The sequence below is a fragment of the Thermostichus sp. OS-CIW-33 genome (assembly GCF_054059615.1).
On the sequence record NZ_JBSSCH010000010.1, the window covers coordinates 13156 to 32899 of the forward strand.

At 59.4% G+C, this 19744-nt stretch carries 18 protein-coding genes, 1 pseudogene and 1 riboswitch; of the genes and pseudogenes, 5 read left to right on the forward strand and 14 right to left on the reverse strand.

Going from position 1 to position 19744, the window contains the following annotated elements; genetic code table 11:
- Positions 1 to 45: 45 nt before the first annotated feature.
- The 6 genes and pseudogenes from ACVWZG_RS09000 to ACVWZG_RS09025 all read right to left on the reverse strand — a co-directional run.
- On the reverse strand, positions 46 to 879 hold the full coding sequence (locus tag ACVWZG_RS09000) for a hypothetical protein (protein ID WP_457406536.1): 834 nt from the start codon (positions 877 to 879) through the stop codon (positions 46 to 48).
- 1 nt (position 880) lies between these two features.
- Entirely contained in the window at positions 881 to 1681 is an 801-nt protein-coding gene (locus ACVWZG_RS09005; protein WP_011433472.1) for a ParA family protein, read from the reverse strand.
- Positions 1682 to 1839: 158 nt separating this feature from the next.
- The gene (locus ACVWZG_RS09010) at positions 1840 to 3024 is read right to left on the reverse strand and encodes a pyridoxal phosphate-dependent aminotransferase (protein ID WP_457406533.1); all 1185 of its coding nucleotides are present in this window, start codon (positions 3022 to 3024) and stop codon (positions 1840 to 1842) included.
- A 57-nt stretch (positions 3025 to 3081) separates the two neighbouring features.
- Entirely contained in the window at positions 3082 to 3684 is a 603-nt protein-coding gene (locus ACVWZG_RS09015) for a hypothetical protein (RefSeq protein ID WP_457406530.1), read from the reverse strand.
- A 61-nt stretch (positions 3685 to 3745) separates the two neighbouring features.
- On the reverse strand, positions 3746 to 4657 hold the full coding sequence (locus ACVWZG_RS09020) for a cell division protein FtsX (protein WP_414356127.1): 912 nt from the start codon (positions 4655 to 4657) through the stop codon (positions 3746 to 3748).
- A gap of 93 nt (positions 4658 to 4750) precedes the next feature.
- A pseudogene (locus ACVWZG_RS09025) lies at positions 4751 to 5366 on the reverse strand (ABC transporter ATP-binding protein); the annotation flags it as partial.
- A gap of 146 nt (positions 5367 to 5512) precedes the next feature.
- Positions 5513 to 5717: riboswitch (cobalamin riboswitch) on the forward strand.
- A gap of 457 nt (positions 5718 to 6174) precedes the next feature.
- On the opposite strand from ACVWZG_RS09025, the gene metE reads away from it, so the two are divergent.
- Complete coding sequence (gene metE, locus ACVWZG_RS09030; protein ID WP_457406528.1) at positions 6175 to 8439, forward strand: 5-methyltetrahydropteroyltriglutamate--homocysteine S-methyltransferase; 2265 nt, start codon at positions 6175 to 6177, stop codon at positions 8437 to 8439.
- Between the two features lie 176 nt (positions 8440 to 8615).
- Here metE and ACVWZG_RS09035 read toward each other — a convergent pair whose 3' ends face one another.
- Together ACVWZG_RS09035 and ACVWZG_RS09040 are read right to left on the reverse strand one after the other, a co-directional pair.
- Entirely contained in the window at positions 8616 to 9302 is a 687-nt protein-coding gene (locus ACVWZG_RS09035) for a cell division ATP-binding protein FtsE (protein ID WP_011433482.1), read from the reverse strand.
- A gap of 195 nt (positions 9303 to 9497) precedes the next feature.
- Positions 9498 to 10247, reverse strand: coding sequence for a WecB/TagA/CpsF family glycosyltransferase (locus ACVWZG_RS09040; RefSeq protein ID WP_414402186.1), 750 nt, complete (start codon positions 10245 to 10247; stop codon positions 9498 to 9500).
- 247 nt (positions 10248 to 10494) lie between these two features.
- Between ACVWZG_RS09040 and ACVWZG_RS09045 the strand changes: the two genes are divergently transcribed.
- From ACVWZG_RS09045 to ACVWZG_RS09055, 3 genes are all read left to right on the forward strand, one after another.
- Positions 10495 to 11160 carry a DUF4439 domain-containing protein gene (locus tag ACVWZG_RS09045; protein WP_457406526.1) on the forward strand — a complete coding sequence of 222 codons (666 nt, stop codon included), beginning with the start codon at positions 10495 to 10497 and terminating at the stop codon, positions 11158 to 11160.
- 170 nt (positions 11161 to 11330) lie between these two features.
- Positions 11331 to 11717, forward strand: coding sequence for a plastocyanin/azurin family copper-binding protein (locus tag ACVWZG_RS09050; protein ID WP_414356122.1), 387 nt, complete (start codon positions 11331 to 11333; stop codon positions 11715 to 11717).
- Between the two features lie 9 nt (positions 11718 to 11726).
- Positions 11727 to 12254, forward strand: coding sequence for a hypothetical protein (locus ACVWZG_RS09055; protein WP_457406524.1), 528 nt, complete (start codon positions 11727 to 11729; stop codon positions 12252 to 12254).
- A gap of 5 nt (positions 12255 to 12259) precedes the next feature.
- Here the strand turns inward: ACVWZG_RS09055 and ACVWZG_RS09060 are convergent, their stop codons facing one another.
- The 5 genes from ACVWZG_RS09060 to ACVWZG_RS09080 form a co-directional block, all read right to left on the reverse strand.
- The gene (locus ACVWZG_RS09060; protein WP_414347935.1) at positions 12260 to 12511 is read right to left on the reverse strand and encodes an RNA-binding S4 domain-containing protein; all 252 of its coding nucleotides are present in this window, start codon (positions 12509 to 12511) and stop codon (positions 12260 to 12262) included.
- Positions 12511 to 13896, reverse strand: coding sequence for an NAD-dependent succinate-semialdehyde dehydrogenase (locus ACVWZG_RS09065; RefSeq protein ID WP_457406522.1), 1386 nt, complete (start codon positions 13894 to 13896; stop codon positions 12511 to 12513). The genes ACVWZG_RS09060 and ACVWZG_RS09065 overlap by 1 nt, the downstream gene beginning before the upstream one ends.
- A 126-nt stretch (positions 13897 to 14022) precedes the next feature.
- A complete protein-coding gene (locus ACVWZG_RS09070) occupies positions 14023 to 15117 on the reverse strand; it encodes a serine hydrolase (RefSeq protein ID WP_457406520.1) in 1095 nt (364 codons plus the stop codon).
- A 574-nt stretch (positions 15118 to 15691) separates the two neighbouring features.
- Positions 15692 to 16873 (reverse strand): histidine kinase, encoded by a 1182-nt coding sequence (locus ACVWZG_RS09075; RefSeq protein WP_457406518.1) that lies wholly within the window; start codon positions 16871 to 16873, stop codon positions 15692 to 15694.
- A gap of 300 nt (positions 16874 to 17173) precedes the next feature.
- The gene (locus tag ACVWZG_RS09080) at positions 17174 to 17356 is read right to left on the reverse strand and encodes a DUF3285 domain-containing protein (RefSeq protein WP_414352125.1); all 183 of its coding nucleotides are present in this window, start codon (positions 17354 to 17356) and stop codon (positions 17174 to 17176) included.
- A gap of 168 nt (positions 17357 to 17524) precedes the next feature.
- Here ACVWZG_RS09080 and ACVWZG_RS09085 point away from each other — a divergent pair, with 168 nt between their 5' ends.
- On the forward strand, positions 17525 to 18175 hold the full coding sequence (locus tag ACVWZG_RS09085; RefSeq protein WP_011433492.1) for an ABC transporter ATP-binding protein: 651 nt from the start codon (positions 17525 to 17527) through the stop codon (positions 18173 to 18175).
- Here ACVWZG_RS09085 and ACVWZG_RS09090 read toward each other — a convergent pair.
- Positions 18166 to 19299: a murein hydrolase activator EnvC family protein gene (locus ACVWZG_RS09090; protein ID WP_457406516.1), complete on the reverse strand. Its 1134-nt coding sequence runs from the start codon at positions 19297 to 19299 to the stop codon at positions 18166 to 18168. The genes ACVWZG_RS09085 and ACVWZG_RS09090 overlap by 10 nt on opposite strands.
- Positions 19300 to 19744: the final 445 nt, after the last annotated feature.

Consider the following 19744-nt stretch of genomic DNA (forward strand, 5'->3'; position numbering starts at 1 on the left):
GGCGGAGATCTTGAGGGGGAATTTCCCAGGCCAACCGGCCAGAACTCAAAGCAGATGCTGCTCGTTGTTGTTGCGCAACGCTGACGTGAAGAGCAGTTGCTCAATCGTGGCAATGGTGAAGTTTTGGCTGATCACCAGCCGCTCGACGCGAATGCGGTGGGCTTGCAGGAGGCAATCTTGCTGCAAGGGCTTGGGCAATTGTTCCCAATGATCCAGCAGGACTTCCAGCAAAATCTCGCCCGGTAGCCCGGTGGCGCTTTCCAGGGATCCCAGCTTTTCTACCCTCTCGGCAGACCATTTGAGGGTAAGCTTTTGCAGGCCCAGTTGTGCATCCAGAGCCTCGCGGGGATCCGACTGGGCACCCTGCCCATTGGGGGTGCCATTGCGGCGAACCCCATTGTCGGTGCAAGCAGTAGCAGGGGGCAAAAGCTCGGCTGGCTTTTCAGTTGGCAGCGAAGTATTGGCCCATTTGGCCAGACTGACCTGGGGTGGGGAGACAACCCTTTCCACCTCGACCGGAGCGGGCGACAAGTTGGACAAGGGATCCGCATCCCGAGAAGGAGCTTCAGGTGTGGAGAGCACACTGGCCAGGAGAGGCATCCGTCCTGCCTCTGGTGGGGTTGTGGCAACCTGGCACAGACGGGACGAGGCCGCGAGAGATGGATCGGGCTCAATATCCAATGCCGCAGGGTGAGACAGATCCAGGGAATCCGTTCCCCTGTCGTCTTTTGGACGGAGCGGAGCATCAACGCAGTCGGCAGCCGTAGGTGCAGGTTCCATCGGCTCTGGCTGCTTATTCACCCCCATGCGCGAGAGCAAGTCTGCCTTGGTGGGGCCGGTGGGCAATTTTTTTTTGGGAGGCTTCTTGGCGGTAGCCATGTTAGCGGGCCTCCAACACAGCCTTGAGGACCTCACGATAAGGTTGGGCCAGGAGATCTTCCCCCGCCTCCGCCAAGGACCAGCCCATGCTGTTGGTTTGCTGCACCACTGTACTTTGCCGCACCGGCGTAAAAATGGGGATCCCTTGCATCATTTCCGCCAAGGCTTCCACCGCGGCCCGCGACATTTTGGTGCGGTTGTTGCCCACCCACTGTTCCCGTGTGGGGAGCACCCCCAAAAACTTGGGCACATGAAAATCCAGCTCTTCCAATTCTTTCAACAGCACCAGGGTACTTAGGGCCCCCATCACCCCCTTTTGGGTACATTCCGTCGGCACCACCAGCAGATCGGCGCTGAGAATGCTGTTGTAGGTGAGCAACCCTTTCGAGGGGGGGCTGTCGATGACCAAAAAGTCATACTCCGGCAAAATCGGTCGCAAAGCCCGCTTCAAAAACAGCTCCCGCCCCGGCTCCATCACGATCGCATCCATAGCCCGCGAGAGACTGTAATCGCTGGGGGCCAACCACAGCCGCTCCTGGCGATCCTCATTCAACGGCGGACGGATAATCTCCCGAATGTGAACCCGATCCGCCCCCGGCAGAATCGTCTCGGCAATGGTGGCCGACTCCGACAGATCCGTCCAGCCCATCCACTGGCTCAGGTTGCCCTGTGGGTCAAAGTCAACAGCCAGCGTCTTGCCATGCTCGGCCAGCATGATGGCCAAGTTGAGGGCGGCTGTGGTCTTTCCGGATCCCCCACTCAAACAGGCAACGGTGATGACAAGCGCCGTTCTGCCAGACATGAGTTATCCCCTCGTAGCCCATCCCCTAACACTATAGCTAGGGTTAAGCAATGGTGTTCACACTTCAGATAGGGATCCCGCCGCTGGGAATGGCCTACAGGGATCCAGCCGCTGGGAGCTGAGCTTCCTCAGTTCTTTTCGATCCTCGGATTGAATTCTCAGAGGGAAGACACAAACCGGTGCAGCCGCTGCAGCCCTTTTTCGAGGGTGGTGCGATCGGCAGCATAGGAAAGGCGAATGTAGGAATCTGCCCCAAAGGCTACCCCCGGCACAGCAGCCACGTGGTGTTCCTTGAGCAGCTGCCGGCAAAACTCCACCGAACTTAACCCGGTTTGGCCGATGTTGACAAACACATAAAATGCACCTTCTGGCTCCGGGCAAGTCACCCCCGGCAAGGTGCGGATCCCGTCCAGCATCAGATCTCGCCGCTGCCAGAATTCTTGGCGCATTTTTTCCACAGCTGCTGCCGATAGGGGGCTGGTCAGGGCTTCCAGAGCACCGTACTGGGCGAAGGTGCAGACATTGGAGGTGCTGTGGCTTTGCAGGTTGATGGCCGCCTCAATGATGGGCTTGGGCCCGGCCAAGTAGCCCACCCGCCAGCCGGTCATGGCGTAGGCTTTGGCAAAGCCACTGCTGAGAATCAGGCGCGGCATCAAGTCAGGGCAAAGGGATCCCAGGCTGATGTGGCGGGCTTGTCCATAAACCAGCTTTTCGTAGATCTCGTCGCAGATCACGTACAGATGGGGGGCGGAGAGGATCACCTCTGCCAGAGCTGCCAGCTCGTGCTGGTGGTAAACGGCTCCGGTGGGGTTGGCCGGCGAGTTGAGAATCAGCAGCTTGCTGCGGGGGGTGAGGGCCTGGCGCAGTTGGGCGGCGGTGAGCTTGAACCCCTGGGCCTCTTCCGTCTGCACCTGCACAACCTTTGCCCCTGCCAAAATGGCAATTTCGGGGTAGCTGACCCAGTAGGGAACAGGCAGGATCACTTCATCGCCGGGATCCAGCAGCACCATGGCCAGGTTAAACAGGGTTTGCTTGCCGCCGTTGCTGATCAGGATTTGGTCGTGGCTGAACTCCAGGCCGTTTTCCTGCCGCAGCTTATCGGCCACTGCTTGGCGAAGGGCGGGGATCCCAGCGGTGGGGCCGTAGCGGGTTTTGCCATCTTCCAGAGCACGGATGGCCGCGGCCCGAATGTGGTCAGGTGTATCGAAATCCGGCTCGCCTGCGCTCAAGCTACACACATCCAGCCCCTCTGCCTGCATGGCTTTAGCCAGAGCCGAAATGGATAGCGTGGGGGAAGGGGATAGATGGGCGACCCGTTGGGACAAGCCGGCAGCAGACACCATCGGTTGGGAAGCTCTTTGGTTTATTTTAAGGTTCTCAAGCAGGGCCAATCCAGATAGCTAGGCTACTGCGGTCAACAGGCGGGTACCATCCACCAACAGCAGTTTGTTGCCCTCTCGCTCTGCCAACAGATCCCAAAACTCGCCCGCCACAGCTCCGGGCAAGAACCCTTCCAAGCGCAATTGCAGAGGAGCAAATTGCTTGGTTCCCTGGGGCTTGCGCCGCACAGTCACCTCAACAAAGCCATCGTGGGGCTCGACAATGCCGCGGATGTTAAAGCCTTCCTCTGTGTCCTCAGGGGCAGGCAAAAACGGTTCTTCTTCCCACTCTGGGTCTTGCTCCTCTTCCGGCAGGGCCAGGATGCGGATGATGCTCAAGCCCAAAGCCCCCCCTGAACGCGGCTGCGGCTGCACGTAGTACCAGTAGGTATGGCCGCTCTTGATGCAGTGCTCGAAGGGGCCGAGAAGCTCGGCGCGTCCGGGGGTAGCCGGATATTCTGCTCCGTCAGAGGCAACCAAGGTTGCCTGCGCATAAGTCTTGGGGATCGATCTCAGGGATCCCTTAACTAGGCCCAAAGCGCGGAATTGGTAAGGGTGGGCGGGAGGAGGCAATGGGTTCATGGCGGCCAGATCTTGGAAAGCCAGGGAAGTAGAGTCCATCATCTTATCCTATGGCGATCCTCAGATTGGAATATCCAGGGCTTTCCTCAGCATCGCCTCCAGCTCATCGCCCTGCCGACTTGCGCACCGCGATCAAGCTGCTGGTGGTGCCCAGAAAAACCCCCATCCCCAACAACATCGACGGCAAGAGCCAAAACTCCAGTTGGCTGCGATCTGCCTGCATCACCTTGAGGAAGGGCAAGGCAATCAACTGCTCCAGCAGCTCCTGCAGCAACTGCTGGGATCCCAAGATCAATCCCCAAGCTCCCACTGCGCTGATCACCCCAAACAGGCACCCTTGCAAAATAAAGGGCAAGTAAATCCAGGCTGCCGTCGCCCCCACCAATTGCATCACCTCGATCTCCCGCCGCCGCGCCATGACGATGAGGCGAATGGTGGTGGTGATGACCGCCACCGCTGTCAGGGCCAACACGCCGGTAATGGTCAGGGATCCCAGCCGTAGCATGTCCTGGAGCTGGGCCAGTTGCTCCACAATGCGGTCGCCGTAGTAGACCTCATCCACCCCTTCCAGTTGGCGAATCTGCTCCGCCACTTCCCCCAAGGCTTCGGTGGAATCCGCCTTAACCCGCAGAGCATCCACCAAGGGGTTCTCCCCCAACTGGGTTTCCATGGCCGCCTCGTCTTGGATCCCCATTTCCAGCAAAAGGTTGCGCCAAGCCTGGTCTTTGGTGATGACCTTCACCTCGGCCACATGAGGCAGTTGGGCGACCTGAGGTTGCAGCTCCACCCCCTGCCGTTCCGGCTCCAGGTAGACGGAGATCTCCAGTTGTCCTCCCAGCGACTGCACCGTGGCATCCACGCCCCAGGACAGCTCAACGCCGATCCCCACCAAGAACAGCAACACCAGCAGGGTGCTCACAGCGGCCCAGTTCAGCCAGCCCCCCCGCCGCAACCCCAAAAAAGTCTCCTGTAGGAGATAGCGGATTTTATTGAGAAATCGGGAGAGAGATTGCATGCTGTTCTCCATCCAACAATCAATGGGCTCAGACCCTTGCCCCCTGGAGCTCAACAGAGCCTGTGGAGAGCAAAATAGGGATCCCGGCAGCCCTCAGCGCAGATCATACAGGCGCCCTCCCTCCATGCGCACCACCCGGTGGCCGGCCCGCTTCACCAGGTAAGGGTCGTGGCTGGTCATGATGACGTAGCGGCTGCAGAGCCGTTCCAGGAGAAAGCGATCATGACTGATGACCAAAAGCCCCATCTGATGTGCCCGCCCATAGGCCAAGACAGCTTGCCAGATCAGGGCTTGGGTATTGGCGTCGAGCATGGCTGTCATCTCATCTGCAATCAAATAGCGAGTTCAAATAGCGAGTTTGTGGGTTGAGAACCCGGGCGATGACAACCCGCTGCAATTCTCCCCCGCTTAGCTCATGGCGATAGCGGTTGAGCCAACTGGGGGAAATGCCTAAGGTGTGGAGAACCTCTGGCTGGGGAGGAGGCCCTTCCCGCAAGACCTGAGCTATGCGCCAGTGGGGGTTAACGGCCTGCTCTGGATGTTGAAAGACAAGCTGCACTGGACAGTACCCTCGCCGAGGCAAAGGCTGCCCTGTCACACTCACCCGACCTTGGCTGGGGGTAAGGTAGCCCGCCAGCAACTTGGCCAGAGTAGTTTTGCCAAAACCAGAGGGAGCCATCAGCCCTACGACTTCCCCAAGTTCTACTTGAGAGCAATGCAGGGGGGGAGGATGCTTAGAGGATTCCGATGACTTCCTGCAAGACCGCTGGGTGAAAGGTGAGGTCTGGTAGCTCCAAAGGCTGCTGGCTTGGTGATGATTGAAGCACTCTACTCCCGTCTCTGAACTCCGTGATACGATGTAGCTCAGCTATCGGTTCTGACGGGGATCAGCCGCCAGAGGAAACGGGGAAAGAGCAGTGAGAATCTGCCGCTGTCCCGCAGCTGTGATCCGGTTTAGGAGAAGTTCTGCAGCAAATCTCTAGAGTCATTCGCTGCCGATCCAGATCTTGTCCCCCAAAACCGTGTCAGTCAGAATGCCCGCCGATGGTTTTTCTAAACTTCACAACATCTGCGAGGTACAGATGGTAACTGTCTTGGCTTTAGCTCGTTTCTGCTTTCGTTATCCTGAGCATTTTCCCGGCGTTGCTCCCACAAGCTTTCGGTACTCCTCAGCAGTAGAAATAAGTCCAAGAACCCAAGCAAGACTCTGAGCCAGTTGGCCGGGAGAGAGTAAATTTTGGGTGCTGTTGCACCAAGATCTATCAAGATCTACAGCCCGCCTACGCGAAGGAAAGAGTGAGATGTCAGGCTTCCTGACTTCAATTGGTAGGCTGGCAAGTAGCCACTGCGATCGCTGGCTGCGTTGAGTATCTTTTTTGCGCAAAAGGCAGTGTTTTGTTGGGGTTCCAGAGGCAAGAGAGGAACAGCCGGTTTCTTCCTTGGCGGGCGGGATCCCAGTTGAGGGCGAATTGAACGCAGGAAAATTAGAAAACTCAGTATTTGGGATGGCACACAACATGACTGCACAAACCATGACATTGGGGTATGCCCGCATGGGCAAGCGCCGCGAGCTCAAAAAAGCTTTGGAAGGCTTTTGGAGTGGTGCCCTAGGGTCAGAGGCTCTGCTGGCTACCTTTTGGGATTTGGAGACTCAAGCCTGGCAGACTCAGCTACAAGCTGGGATTGATCACATTGCGGTAGGGGATCAGACTCTCTACGACCATGTACTGGACTGGGCCACCTGGCTGGGGCTGATCCCCTCTCGGTTCCGAGGTCTGTCGGGTTTAGACCGCTACTTTGCCATGGCGCGGGGGCGGGAGGGCCTGCCGGCTTTGGAAATGACCAAGTGGTTTGACACCAACTACCACTACTTGGTACCCGAAATTGAGCCGGAAGCCGATCCCAGTCCTAACTTTGGGGATTTTTTGGAAAGAGTTCGGCGGGCCCAAGGGATCCTAGGGGAGCGCACCAGCCCCGTTGTCCTCAGTCCAGTGACTTTGCTCTGCCTTAGCCAGCGATCTGGGGATCTGCGGGCGGACTTGGAAAAGCTCCTTCCTCTGTACCGGGATCTCCTCCAGGAGTTAAAACAGCTGGGGATCCCAGAAGTCCAGATTCACGATCCCATTTTGGTTACCAGCCAGGGAAGTGGCCTGCGGGAAGCTGTGGAAATGAGCTACCGCCAGTTGGCAACCGCCGGGATCCCTGTCCACTTGGTCACCTACTTCGATGACCTGGGGGAGACTTACCCCTGGGTGGTGCAACTGCCGGTGGCCGGCATTAGCCTTGACTTTACCCGTGGCCACACCCTGGATCTGGTAAGAACCTATGGCTTTCCGGCTGACCAGATCCTAGGTGCTGGCGTAGTGGACGCTCGGAATGTCTGGAAGGTTCAGCCTGAGACCGTCTTGGCCAGCCTGCGGGAGCTGCAGGGGGTAGCTCCCAACCTACGGGTGCAGCCTTCCGCTTCGTTGCAATTTGTGCCCCACGACGCTGCTCTGGAAGCCCAGTTGCCGGAACCCCTCAGAAATATCCTCAGCTTTGCCGAACAGAAGCTGGCCGAAGTAGCTCTCCTGGCGCGAGCCCTCAACGGCGAAGACACTGCTGCCCAGCAGGCGGAAATCCAGCAGCAATGGCAGAGCTTTGCGCAGTTTAGCCCCCCCAACCCCCAAGTGCGCCAGGCTTTGGCCAACCTCAAGCTCCAGGACTTCGAGCGATTCCTGCCCTACGAGCAGCGCCTAAGTCGGCAGGTTCAGCTACCACCTTTGCCCACCACCACCATTGGCTCCTTCCCCCAAACTCCAGAGGTGCGGCAGTGGCGAGCTAAGTACAAAAGAGGGGAGGTTTCGCAGGCGGAGTACGAAGCAGCCATTGACGCTGAGATTGCCAAGTGCATCCGCATTCAAGAAGAGATTGGCCTGGATGTGTTGGTGCATGGGGAATTTGAGCGCACCGACATGGTGGAGTACTTTGCCCAGAAGCTGGAAGGCTTTGCCTTCACTGAACACGGCTGGGTGCAGAGTTACGGCAGCCGCTGCGTGCGCCCTCCCATTCTCTACGGCGACGTGGTTCGCCCCCAACCCATGACAGTGCGGGAATTCCAAGTAGCCCAGTCCCACACCCAAAAGCCGGTGAAAGGCATGCTCACGGGGCCAGTGACTATGCTCAACTGGTCCTTTCCCCGTGTTGATATTCCCCGGCGGGAGCAGGCTTTGCAGATTGCCCTGGCCTTGAGAGCCGAAGTGGCAGATCTGGAAGCGGCTGGAGCGGTGATGGTGCAAGTGGATGAGCCGGCACTGCGGGAGGGGCTACCTCTGAAAAAAGAACGCTGGCCAGAATACCTCAGCTGGGCAGTGGATGCCTTTCGCCTAGCTACCGGCGGGGCCAAGCCGGAAACCCAGATTCACACCCACATGTGCTACTCAGAGTTTGGGGACATCATCGAGCACATTGAGCGGCTGGATGCCGACGTGCTTTCCATTGAAAACAGCCGCAGCAACAACAAAACCCTGCTGCAAATTGCCCAGGCTGGGTATCGTCACCAGGTGGGCAACGGCGTTTACGATGTCCACAGCCCTGCGGTGCCGAGCGTTGAGCAAATCCTGCAGCAGCTGCGCACAGGACTGGCCCACTTGCCTGTGGAGCAAACTTGGGTTAATCCCGATTGTGGCCTCAAGACCCGCCGCTGGGAGGAGGTGATCCCCGCACTGAAAAATATGGTGGCTGCCGCTCATCAGCTAGGGGAGGAGCTTCTGGAAACCCAACCTGAGGGTCTGCGCGAGTAAGGCCCACGACCCGCTGATGTAACTGGTCGGGCTGGCTTGACAAGTCGCCGCGGGCGGTGCCGCTGTTGTGCTGATGCGGCTGGCTTAGGGCCTACGGTCTGCTGATGCAACCGGCAAAGCTGCTCTCCGGGATCTCAAAAAGCTTGTGAAGAGCAAAGTAGGGATCCCGGCAGCCCTCAGCGCAGATCATACAGGCGCCCTCCCTCCATGCGCACCACCCGGTGGCCGGCCCGCTCCACCAGATAGGGGTCATGGCTGGTCATGATGACGGTCACCCCAAAGGAATTGAGCCGCTCCAAAATCTGGAGAACCAAGAGGGAGTTTTCCGGATCTAGGTTTCCTGTTGGCTCGTCCGCCAGCAGCAGCACCGGCATGTTGACAATGGCCCGGGCCAGGCTAAGGCGCTGCTGTTCCCCCCCCGAAAGCTCATGGGGAAAGTGATCTCGCTTTTCGGTCAGCCCCACCATCTTTAGGGTCGGCCCGATGCGACGGCGGATTTCTGCGGGGGACAGCCCTTGGGCGCGCAGCACGAAGGCCACATTTTCTGCCAGGGTGCGGTTGGCCAGAAGGCGATAATCTTGGAAAACCACCCCCAAGCGCCGCCGCAACATGGCCAGCGGACGCGGTGGGATGCGGTAGGGTCGCCGCCGCCCTTCAGAAGAAAAGAGACAGACTTGATCGACGATGACCGTGCCCTCGGTGGCCTGTTCCGCCCCGTAGAGTAGCCGCAGCAGGGTGGACTTGCCCGCCCCGGAGACCCCAGTTACGAACACAAACTCGCCGCGGCGCACCTCCAAGTTCACATCCTGAAAAATTAAGTTGCCGTTGGGAAAGACCTTGCTCACGCCCCGCAAGGACACCATGCTGGCCGGGGCTTGCAGGGATCCGGATTGGGTGCTGCCGTAAAAGCCCAGGGTGGCCTCTGGATGGGCTGGGGCAGGGGGATGAGGGGTCGGAGCCGTACCCGCCCAACGGTGTAAGCGAGGAGGATAGCCGATGTGCTGACCGATCATCATGGCAAGCGCCTACAGAGAGAAGAACGAGGGAGCGCCGGCAGACTAGGGGCGCAAACGAGAAGAGGGATCCCACAGCACTCGCCAGACAAAGCTGGGCAGAGCTAACATGCGTCGCCAGCGCCAGGGTTCCTGATAGAGACGATACAACCATTCCAGGTGATGGTCACGCCACCAACGGGGCGCTCGCCGTTTTTGGCCGGCCCAAATGTCCAAGCTGCCCCCCACCCCCATCCAGATGGCTTGGGGCAAGAGGGGACGCCACTTTTGGATCCACAGCTCCTGCCGCGGGGATCCCAGCCCCACCCACACCAGTTGCGGTCGAAATTCCTGGAGAGCTTGCAGAAGCTCTTTTTCTTCCTCGCTAGAGAAGTAGCCGTGGTAGCCCCAGAGGGCCAAAGCAGGACACTGGGCTTGCCAATATCGAATTGCTGCCCGGTTGACTTCCGGCCTTCCCCCCACCAGGGCCAAGCGCCACCCCCGTTCTGCCGCCAACGGGATCAGGGTTTCTGCCAGCTCGATCCCCGGCACCCGCTGGACGCGGATCCCCTGCCGCCGCAGGGCCCACACCACCCCAATGCCATCGGGGATCACCAGCTCTGCTGCCTGCAGCACCTGGGCAAAGGCGGGATCCCGCTGCGCCTGCATGATCATTTCCGGGTTGCAGGTGACCACTTGAGCGCCCTGACCCTCCCGAATACGCGCCTCAATCCAGGTGGCGTAGCTCTGTAGGCTGGCCTCCGGCAGAGCAATGTGTAAGTTCACGCCCAGAATCGCATGGATGGATAACGACACTACCGACCGAATGCTGGCCCCCACTGGAGCCGTTGGACACGCTTTTAAGATAGCCCGGACCTTCTCCCAGAGGGAGAGGGGAGTTCGAGGAGGCATTTCATGGCTATTTGACCACGAAAATCTCTTCCCTCAGGCATCCGCGGCGGCATCCACGGCGTATCTCCATCAGACCAGGCCAGAGGGAATTGCCCGACCCAGAGCAAGCCCCTGAAGGTTGGTTGCCATCTTTCGAGACAGGAGACTTGAGATGAAAACTTCGAAGACTCCCTTCGCTCTGCCTCACTTGGCCGCCGAATGGGATCCCAGCCCTGCAACTTCCCGCCGCAGCTTGTTGTTGGCTGGTTTGCTGGCGGGAGTGGGTGGAGCAATTGGGTTGCGCAGCCTGCCCGGTGCCGCTCAGTCCAACACTGCTGATATTGCCATTCTCAACGCGGCCATTGACTTGGAACAGCAGGCAATCTGGGCCTACAAAACCGCTGCCGGCAAGTTGAGCAACACCGAGGTGGGCAAGATCGTGTTGGAAGTGGCCACCAAGAACCTGAAGGATCACGAGCAGCATCGGGATCTGCTGGCGGGTGCCGTGCGGCAACTGGGGGGGATCCCCTCTCGGGCCCGGGATAGCTACGACCTTTCCACCTACATCGACAACAAAGAAGGCAATCTCGACTCCGATGCCAACATTGCCAAGCTGGCCCTAGCTCTGGAGTTTGATGCGGCCCTAGCCTACAACGATGCCTTTACCCAGCTTTCCAACAAAGACCTGGTGGCTGCCGCCAGCACCATTGGCCCCAACGAAGTTGCCCATGCCACTGCAATCCGGGCCGTGTTCCACAGCCTTGATCCCAGCATTCTGGTGGTGCCTGCCCCCTTTGTCAGCGCCGAGACTCGGGAGCGCTGGATCCTGAAGGTGTAGAGCTGTTGGTAACCCCTGCCGGCGATGAGGCGATGATCTGCAAAGCCTTCCAACGTCCTCTGTAGGACTTGGGGCTTGGAGATCCAAGTGCTCTGCACTGCTGTCGCAATCGCCTTCTTCTGAGCGCCTCAGCCTTTGCTCTCTTCCTAAACCTGTGTGGAGAAAGCCCTATGCCAATGACGCGGCGGTTGCTGTTGCTCAGTGGACTGGGATCCCTGCTCAATGTGGGGGCTATCTTGGCTGTGGATCGGTGGCGACAAGCCAGCTCTGTTGCGGGGCGAGATCCTGTCGAGGCAACGGCGGCAGCAGAGGTGATCATTCGCGGGTTTCAATACCTGCCCTCGGAGGTTACCCTCAAGCGGGGGGGCAAGGTGACCTTCACCAACCTGGATTCCACCCCCCACACGGCTACTCCTGTGGAGGGAGCGCAGTTTCAAGGGACGGGACGGCTAAGTCGCAACGAGAGCAAAGCGGTGGTGTTCGAAGTAGCTGGGATCCAGGAATATTTCTGCGATATCCACCCCAGCATGGTGGGCCGCATTGTCGTCGTCGATTAGGTGAAGGCCATGCAAATGGAACCCCTGGGATCCCCTCTTCCCTTCTGGAACATTTGTCGGCGGGTGTACCTGGTTTGGGCCGTCCTTTTGGGGATTGGGTTTGCTGCCACCCAGTTTCACCAAGAGGCCAACATCAACTGGCTGTGGCTGGTGATTTCCCTGGTTGGCTTGGGCTACATGGTGCGGCAGACTAGCTTGCCGGAGTTTCGAACAGCCGGACTGGCCCACCTCTACTTTGTGGGTTTGGTGTGGACGTTGGTGATCGCCCAGGGCATGATCCTCTCGGTGCTGCCCTTTGTCGGGCGTACCCCTTTGGCAGCTTTGAGCCCATACCTGGGGGTGTTTTGGCTGTGGCAAATGGGGCTGGGCCACTGGCTCAACGGCTTGGTGGATCCGCCGCGTCTCCCCTACTGGATCACCGGTGGGATCCAGATCCTGGCCGGAGTTGCCTGCCTGCTGTGGGGGCTGGAGTGGCAGTTTGCGGTGGCAGGGGGAATCGGGGCCTTGGCCATGCTTCTTTTGATCCGGTTGCACTGACCCGTTCACTGGTCTGACTTTGGGGTCTTATCCAGGCGCACTCGCCAAACTCCACCTCCCACGGCCACCTCATCCCCAGGGCGCAGCTTGCGTCCCCGCCGGGTTTCCACCTCACCATTCACCCGCACTTGCCCCGCTTGGATGAGCTGCTTGGCCTGCCCGCCGGTGGGAACAACCCCCGCCAGCTTGAGGAATTGATCCAGCTTGATTACAGGATCCGTCGCCGGCTGGGGATCCCTTTGAGGAGTCTCCGCCATCACTTCACCCAAATGGTTTTGACATTTACAAATTCCAGGATCCCTTCCCGGCTCAGTTCCCGTCCATATCCTGAGCGTTTGATGCCACCGAAGGGAAGGCGCGGGTCGGACTTGACCAGACCATTGATGAATACGGATCCCGCCTCCAGCTCCTCCAGCAGGCGCTCTTGTTCCTCTGGATCGGTTGTCCAGGCGCTGGCGCCCAGGCCAAAGGGCGTGTTGTTGGCCAGCTCAATGGCTGCCGACACATCCGGGACGGTGAACAGCAGCGCCACCGGCCCGAACACCTCCTGGTGGGCCACCGGATGATCCGGGGGGATGTCGCTCAGGATCGTGGGCGGGTAAAAATTTCCTCCCAAGGGGGATCCGCCGATATGGACTTTGGCTCCTGCTTGCACCAAAGCCTGCACCTGTCCGTCCACCTCTTGCAGGATGCTGGGGGTAGCCAGAGGCCCCACGTCCGTTTGCGGATCCAAGGGATCCCCCACCTTGAGCTGGCGAAATCGCTCCGTCATGGCAGCCGTGAAAGGTTCGGCGATAGCCCTGTGTAGGATAAATCGTTTGGCGGCAATGCAGGATTGGCCGTTGTTGATCAGACGGGCCGTGACCGCTGTGGCGACTGCTGCCTCCAGATCGGCGCTGGGCAGCACGATGAAGGGATCGCTCCCTCCCAGTTCCAACACCGTTTTTTTCAGATATTGACCGGCCAAACGGGCCAGGCTGGAGCCGGCGGCTTCGCTGCCGGTGAGGGCGGCCCCCCGCACCCGTTCATCCGCCACCACCTCTGCCACCTGGGCTGCTGTGATCAGCAGGGTTTGAAAGACCCCTGGCGGAAATCCCCCCTCCCGAAAGATCTGCTCTAGGGTCAAAGCCGATTGGGGCACGTTGGAAGCATGTTTCAGCAAGAGGGTATTGCCCGCCATCAGGGCCGGGGCTGCACAGCGAAACACCTGCCAAAAGGGAAAGTTCCAGGGCATCACCGCCAAAATCACCCCCAGCGGCTGGTAGCGGATCCCGCTGCGGCTGGCATCGCTGGCGTTCGCGTAAGCGTTGCGTAGCAATATGGAGCGCTCGGCCAAGAATCCCTCTGCCTCCTCGGCATAGTAGCGACAAACCCAAGCGGATTTTTCCACTTCCGCAACGGCAGAGGCCAAGGTTTTGCCCATCTCCAGGCTGATTAGGCGGCCAAACTCCGCTTTGCGCTCCTCCAGGATCCCTGCCACCCGCTTCAGCCAGGCGGATCGTTGAGCAAACGGGATCCGACGATAGCTCTGAAACCGCTCGTGGGCTTGGGCGATACAGCTCTGGATCTGCTCAGCGTCGAAAACGGGGTAGCGAGCCAATTCCTCTCCGGTGGCGGGGTTGATGCTGACCAGGTGCCCCATCTTTTTCCCTCAACGCCTGTTTCTCCACTCTGGCATTTGCGCTCTGCCTGGAATAGTGCTCCGCACTGCTACTGCGTTCGCGTAAGCGTTGCGTAGCAATATGGAAAGATTTGTGGAGTGGAAGACTTAGCGTTCCAGGCTGCCCATGGAGTCCTTGGCCGTTGGATCCTCGGGAGCAGACCAGAACTCGTAGGCTGCTTGCGACAGGCTGGCGATCAGCCCTTCGGCTCTGGGGTCGTTGGGGGTTTCTCGCTTCACCCACACCGCCGCCACATAGCGCCGCCCGTTGGGTAAATCCAGGATCCCGGCATCCCCCACCACGGAGCTCAAGGTTCCCGTTTTGTGGGCAATGCGCACCTCTTGACCCAAGTTGGGCCGGAAATAGGAGGGCCGTTGGGTGCGCCAGAGAATGTCCAGAAAACGGTCGCGGCTGCGGCGGCTGAGCATGCGCCCCTGTTCCACCTGGCTGAGCAGCCAAACCATGTCGCGCGGGCTGCTGGTGTTGGTGCCTTCCAGATCCGGTAGCCACCATGAAATTTGCGTGTGTTGTAGCCCCCACTGGCGAAATTTTTGGTTGAGAGCCTCCTGCCCACCCAGGCGATCGATGATCAGATTGGTGGCGAAGTTGTCGCTGAGGGTGCTCATCAGAGTGGCCGCTTCCAAAGCAGAAACCTGGGATCCGAGGGGTCGGGTTTGCAGCACGCCTGCCCCCCCTCCCTTGAGATCTTCCCGCAGGGTGAGCCTCTCATCCAGCCGCACCTGCCCGGTTTCCACAGCCTGGAAAAAAGCCAAGAGAATGGGGATCTTAATCACACTGGCGGCAGGAAAAGCCTGATCCGGCCTAACCCCGGCAAAGGCGCCGGTTTCCACCTCCCAAAACAGGGCTCCTGCCGTCAAACCCGGTTGGTCGGCCAAAGCGGCCAAGCGCTCCTGCAAAGCCGGGATCGCTTCTCCCGGCAGAATGTCACTTGGCAATGCCGGCGGGGGAGGATCCCCAAGCTGCGTCGTGGCCTGTTCTATCCGGCCAGCGGTGGTCGATTGCAGCAGTTGCGAGAGGCCCGCCATCGTCAGGCCCAGGATGAGACTTAAGCTCAGTCCCCTGAGCAATACTTGGCCAAGAGAGGGAGAACGTCTCAAGCGGCGAGGCCGGGCAGCCCGTTGGCGCAGACGAGCAATGGCTTTCTGGCGGGCAAGACGCAGCGGTTGAGGACGGGAAACCAATAGGGATCCCCTAGGGGCAGGAAGCAGGCGACCAGAACCTGTTCGCAGCTTTGACTCCGCCGGAGGTGGGACGGTATCCTTGGCAGGTTGTGAGGGGCGGCGGGGATCCCGCGACTTCTCTGGCAAAGGCCTACGGCCCGCTAGCGCGGATGGATCGGTGCCTTTCCTCTCCCTTGCTCTGGTCATAAGAACGATTGCCTTAACACCATACTTCTGACAGACACTGCTGGCAGTTTCACCGACTCCACTCCGGTGAGCTTGGCTTAATTAAACCCACATTAAACCCACAAATTGGCCAACCTGCCCTGACCTAGATTGCAAAACGCCCATCAAACCGTCCTCGCGACACGAAGCCTAGCAACAACCCCGCCAAAGGCAGGATGAGTCCCTGTTGCCAGAGCATCCACTCGGAGTCGTTTTAAAAACTTAGGTTGATCCGTGACCCCCCTTTCCCTCTGGAAGAAGGGCTGGGAATAGTCGCGGAAGCGGCGCGGAGCGCTTTTGCCAAGTCCAGGAAAACCGTCAGATCTGTTCTCTCTGAGGGGGCTCACACCCATGGGGAGCCAGCTCCCGGCTAGCCCTTGCAGAGCCGATACACGGGCAAAGTGAAATGAAAGCTGCTGCCTTTGCCCAAGGAAGACTCCACCCAAATCTGGCCGTAGTGAGCGCGCACGATCCGTCGGCAGAGGGAAAGGCCGATGCCATAGCCCTCCTGCTGTTGATCCCGAGACAGACGGACAGAATCGGAGAAGATGCTCTCTTGGTCGGCTTCCGGGATCCCAGGGCCGGTATCGCTGACGGTCACCTGCACCTTTTGGCTGGTGCGATGGAGGACATCGAGGCGGATGGATCCCCCAGCGGGGGTGTACTTGATGGCGTTGTCCAGCAGGTTGAACAGAACTTGGCGGATCTTGTCGGGATCCACGTGAACAGAGGGCAGATCCACGGGAATATCCGCTTGAAACTGCAGCCGCTTGCCTTGAATGCGCGGCCATAGCTCCTCGATCACCGCCTGACACAAGCCGGGCAACTGGGTTTCTACGGCTCGAATTCTCAGCTCCGAGGCAGCGCCACGGGCCGACTCCAGGATATCGGTGATCATGCTGTCCATCTTGCGCAGTTGCTGGCGCGCGTGGTCGAACAACTGCCGTTCCAGCGCTTTGTCCAGGGATCCCTCGCGCCCCTGCTGCAGGGTTTCGACCGCCAGAGCCGTGGCCGTCAGGGGACTGCGCAAATCATGCACCAGCATGGCCAGAACGCGATCTTTGAAGTCCAACTGCTCCCGCAATTGGGCCCGCTCCTGCCGCAGCAAAAACACCTCTTCCGACATTTGCAACAGTGCCTCAGTGGTTGGAGGGGAGGTGGGATGCCGTCCTGCCCCCTCTTGTTCGCGGAAGCGGACCGTAGGTCCATGGGAAGCCATTCGCGTTACTCGGCCGGAGGCCAAAGCCGCCTGGCCTTGCCAACGGGGCCACCACACTTCCAACTGCGTCGCCAAGTCTTCGCCTGCCAAAACCTGAGCAGGCAAGGGTTCAGCCTTGACCAGAGCCGGGGTCACCACCAGCTTGTAATGCTCCGCCAGGTAGGGGTGCTCCTCCAGCGGCACCACTTCCAGTTGGGCAGGGTATTGGCCGGGCAACCCCTGGATGTGCTGGCGCAGATGTTCCTCAAGTTCGGCAACGACAGCTCGACTCTTGGCAAACAACAGCAGGCGAATGACAGAACGAGCGGAGGTGAGGTCTGGCGAAGTCTGCATAGGCCAAAGTCCAGTCGCGTTAGCGTTCACGTTAGTGGTGCGGAGCACATTGCGTAGCATTAAAGCCAAAGGTTGGCGTTTCAGCAGCCGGGATTGCCGTGCGCTCGTTCGCGGAAGCGGACCGTAGGTCCAACCGTAGGAGCCATTGCTGCTTGTTCCTTCCTAACACCTAATCTTGGGAAAAGCTTAAGAAGCGACATGGAGTGTAACAAGAAAGACCTTTCAGGGTGTGGCTTTCCCGCCCTAGGAACAACTGCAAGAGGGTATAGCCAGGACACTCTCGCGGAACTCAGTGAAAACTTAGTGAAACAGGTAGGCCAGCCCCACCAGCAGGGCCACCAACCCCACCGCTGTCAGGGTGAAGTGAAGCAGGGAAGTCTTGCCTTTGCGCACCATGTTGCGCATGGCCAGGCGGGTGTAACTCAGCTGGGGGGGGGATCCCGCCCCAACCGAAGGAGAATCTGCAGAAGAAGGCTGCGCCATCAGGATAACCAGAGCGATAATTTACCCTACCTTCAGGCTAGCTTAATCTGCTCCTCCGGATAGAGGTGTTTCCCAAGCTTCGACCTTCCCGCTGAAGAAGGGCCATAGCTGTCGCGCGGGGATCTTCCGGTGCCAAAATAACGACAGCATCCCCCTCTTTTGCCCCCCATGTTGCAAGTTCAGCATCTTTCCTACCATCCGGCAGGCGTTTCCCAGCCCATTCTCAACGATCTTTCCTTTGAGTTGGGCCTGAACCAGTTGGGGCTGATCGTGGGCAAAAGTGGGGCGGGCAAGAGCACCCTGCTGGAGATTTTGGCTGGCTTGGCGCGGCCCACCCAAGGACGGATTACCTGGGGAGGGGCAGAACTTTCCCCCAACCGCTTGCGCAGCATGGCGGGGTTGGTGTTTCAGTTTCCAGAGCGCCACTTTTGCGGCTTGACGGTGCTGGAGGAAATGCGCTTTGGTTATCCAGAGCTACAGAGAAAAGAGATCGAAAACGCCCTCAGACAGGTGGGATTGGAAGGGATCCCTCTACATACCTCCCCAAACCGCCTCAGCGGCGGGCAACAGCGGCGCTTGGCCCTGGCCGTCCAGTTGATCCGTGGCCCGTTTTTGCTGTTGCTGGATGAGCCGACGGCAGGATTGGATTGGTCGGTGCGACGGCAGTTGATCGAGCTGTTGGCTCGGCTAAAGTCCACCTGGACGGTGTTGGTGGTTTCCCACGACCCGGAGGAGCTGTCCTCCATTGCCGATGTGCGGTGGACATTGCAGGCGGGATCCCTGAAGCTGTTGCCGACGGAGGCTTTGCTTCACAGGTAGCGGCGGGGATCCACCGGTTGGCCATTGACGCGCACTTCAAAGTGAACATGGGGCCCGGTGGAGAGGCCGGTGGAGCCGGAAGCAGCAATTGCTTGCCCCCGCTGTACCTGCTGGCCTACCCCAACGGCAACGCGGCTGTTGTGGGCGTACAGGGTGGTGATGCCGCCCCCGTGATTCACAATCACCGTGTAGCCATAGCCGCCGTACCAGCCGGCGTAGATGACGGTGCCCCGGTCGGAGGCTCTCACCGCAGTGCCGGTGGGCACACCAAAATCGATCCCCGCATGAAAGCGGCGACTGCGGTAGATGGGGTGAACCCGCCAGCCAAAGCCACTGGTGATCGGCCCGCGCACCGGAGCGATGAATCGGCCCGTCCCTTGAACGGGATCCCTGCCCCCTTGCTGTTGGGCCTGCTGGGCGATCAGTTGCTGGATGAGGAGAGTCAACTGTTGGGAATCGGCTTCCAGCCGCCGTTGGGCTGCTTCATAGGCCGCGCGTTCGTTGGCCAAGCGGCCCACCAGTTGCTCTTGGGCGGCAGCCTGCTGCTGCAGTTGATTCTTCTGGGCGGCCAGCTCCTGCAAAATCAAGGAAATCTCGTTGCGCTGCATCTCCAGAGCAATGCGCTGTTGATCCACCTCCTTGGCCATTGCTTGCAGCTCTTGGATCAACTGCCGATCCGCCTCGATCAACAGTTGCAGTTGGTGGCGGCGGTCAAAAAACTCGTTCAAGTCACGGCTGGTGAGCAGCAAAGCCCACCAATGTTCGGCCCCCTGTCGCTGCATGTAGCGCAAACGGGCAGCCGTGCCCTGTTGCTGCCGTCTCAGGCGGTCTTCCAGCTCCTGCAGCTCCTTTTGAGCTTGCTCCAGGGCTTTCTGGGCTTGTTCCAGACGATACTGATTGTCGCGAAGGCTGGATTCGGTCTGTCGAATGTTTTGCTGCAGGGATCCCATGCGGCGGCGGGCTTCTTCTTCTGCTTGGCGCAGTTCTCCCAAGCGGCGCTGAGTGCTCTGGATTTGTTGCTGGATCTGCTGCTGCCGCTGTTGCAATTGGTTGACATTCTGCGCCTGAGACGGGGCAACCCCCCCCAGTCCCCCCAACAGCAAGAGGGTGAGCAATCCAAGCATCACCCACACTTTCAGTCTGCGTGCCCCACGACTCAGACTCGTCACTCCTCACACCCTCTGCGACTGACCCATCGACCCTAAGGATACAAAGATCCCCACGGATCTGAATCGGGCCTGAGCTGGCTATTTAGGGCTACTCCGAACAGCAACAGAAGAGCCAGACAGTAGCGACTCCACCTCCGGATCCCACAGGCCTGACGGCATGCAACTCAAGCGGCAGCAACCTCAACGGACTAGAAAAACTAGGAAATGACGATAAACTGGCCGCTCACCTGCTGGCAAACCTCACGCTTAGAAGGCCAACCAAAAAGTTGCCTCACACAGACGGGATACCTTGCGGCACCTTTGGTTTGAGGAATCTTCCTCCTCTTCTCTGCTGAGTTCAGCACCGGTTAGGGAGACAACAAGGCCAGAGCAGGAACCAGCAACGCCGTGAAAAGCTGGG

Coding starts and splice junctions, on each gene's coding strand:
- ACVWZG_RS09000 (WP_457406536.1), bottom strand. CDS start 879: ATGGCTACCGCCAAGAAGCCTCCCAAAAAAAAATTGCCCACCGGCCCC.
- ACVWZG_RS09005 (WP_011433472.1), bottom strand. CDS start 1,681: ATGTCTGGCAGAACGGCGCTTGTCATCACCGTTGCCTGTTTGAGTGGG.
- ACVWZG_RS09010 (WP_457406533.1), bottom strand. CDS start 3,024: ATGGTGTCTGCTGCCGGCTTGTCCCAACGGGTCGCCCATCTATCCCCT.
- ACVWZG_RS09015 (WP_457406530.1), bottom strand. CDS start 3,684: ATGATGGACTCTACTTCCCTGGCTTTCCAAGATCTGGCCGCCATGAAC.
- ACVWZG_RS09020 (WP_414356127.1), bottom strand. CDS start 4,657: ATGCAATCTCTCTCCCGATTTCTCAATAAAATCCGCTATCTCCTACAG.
- metE (WP_457406528.1), top strand. CDS start 6,175: ATGACTGCACAAACCATGACATTGGGGTATGCCCGCATGGGCAAGCGC.
- ACVWZG_RS09035 (WP_011433482.1), bottom strand. CDS start 9,302: ATGGTGTCCTTGCGGGGCGTGAGCAAGGTCTTTCCCAACGGCAACTTA.
- ACVWZG_RS09045 (WP_457406526.1), top strand. CDS start 10,495: ATGAAAACTTCGAAGACTCCCTTCGCTCTGCCTCACTTGGCCGCCGAA.
- ACVWZG_RS09050 (WP_414356122.1), top strand. CDS start 11,331: ATGCCAATGACGCGGCGGTTGCTGTTGCTCAGTGGACTGGGATCCCTG.
- ACVWZG_RS09055 (WP_457406524.1), top strand. CDS start 11,727: ATGCAAATGGAACCCCTGGGATCCCCTCTTCCCTTCTGGAACATTTGT.
- ACVWZG_RS09060 (WP_414347935.1), bottom strand. CDS start 12,511: ATGGCGGAGACTCCTCAAAGGGATCCCCAGCCGGCGACGGATCCTGTA.
- ACVWZG_RS09065 (WP_457406522.1), bottom strand. CDS start 13,896: ATGGGGCACCTGGTCAGCATCAACCCCGCCACCGGAGAGGAATTGGCT.
- ACVWZG_RS09075 (WP_457406518.1), bottom strand. CDS start 16,873: ATGCAGACTTCGCCAGACCTCACCTCCGCTCGTTCTGTCATTCGCCTG.
- ACVWZG_RS09080 (WP_414352125.1), bottom strand. CDS start 17,356: ATGGCGCAGCCTTCTTCTGCAGATTCTCCTTCGGTTGGGGCGGGATCC.
- ACVWZG_RS09085 (WP_011433492.1), top strand. CDS start 17,525: ATGTTGCAAGTTCAGCATCTTTCCTACCATCCGGCAGGCGTTTCCCAG.
- ACVWZG_RS09090 (WP_457406516.1), bottom strand. CDS start 19,299: ATGCTTGGATTGCTCACCCTCTTGCTGTTGGGGGGACTGGGGGGGGTT.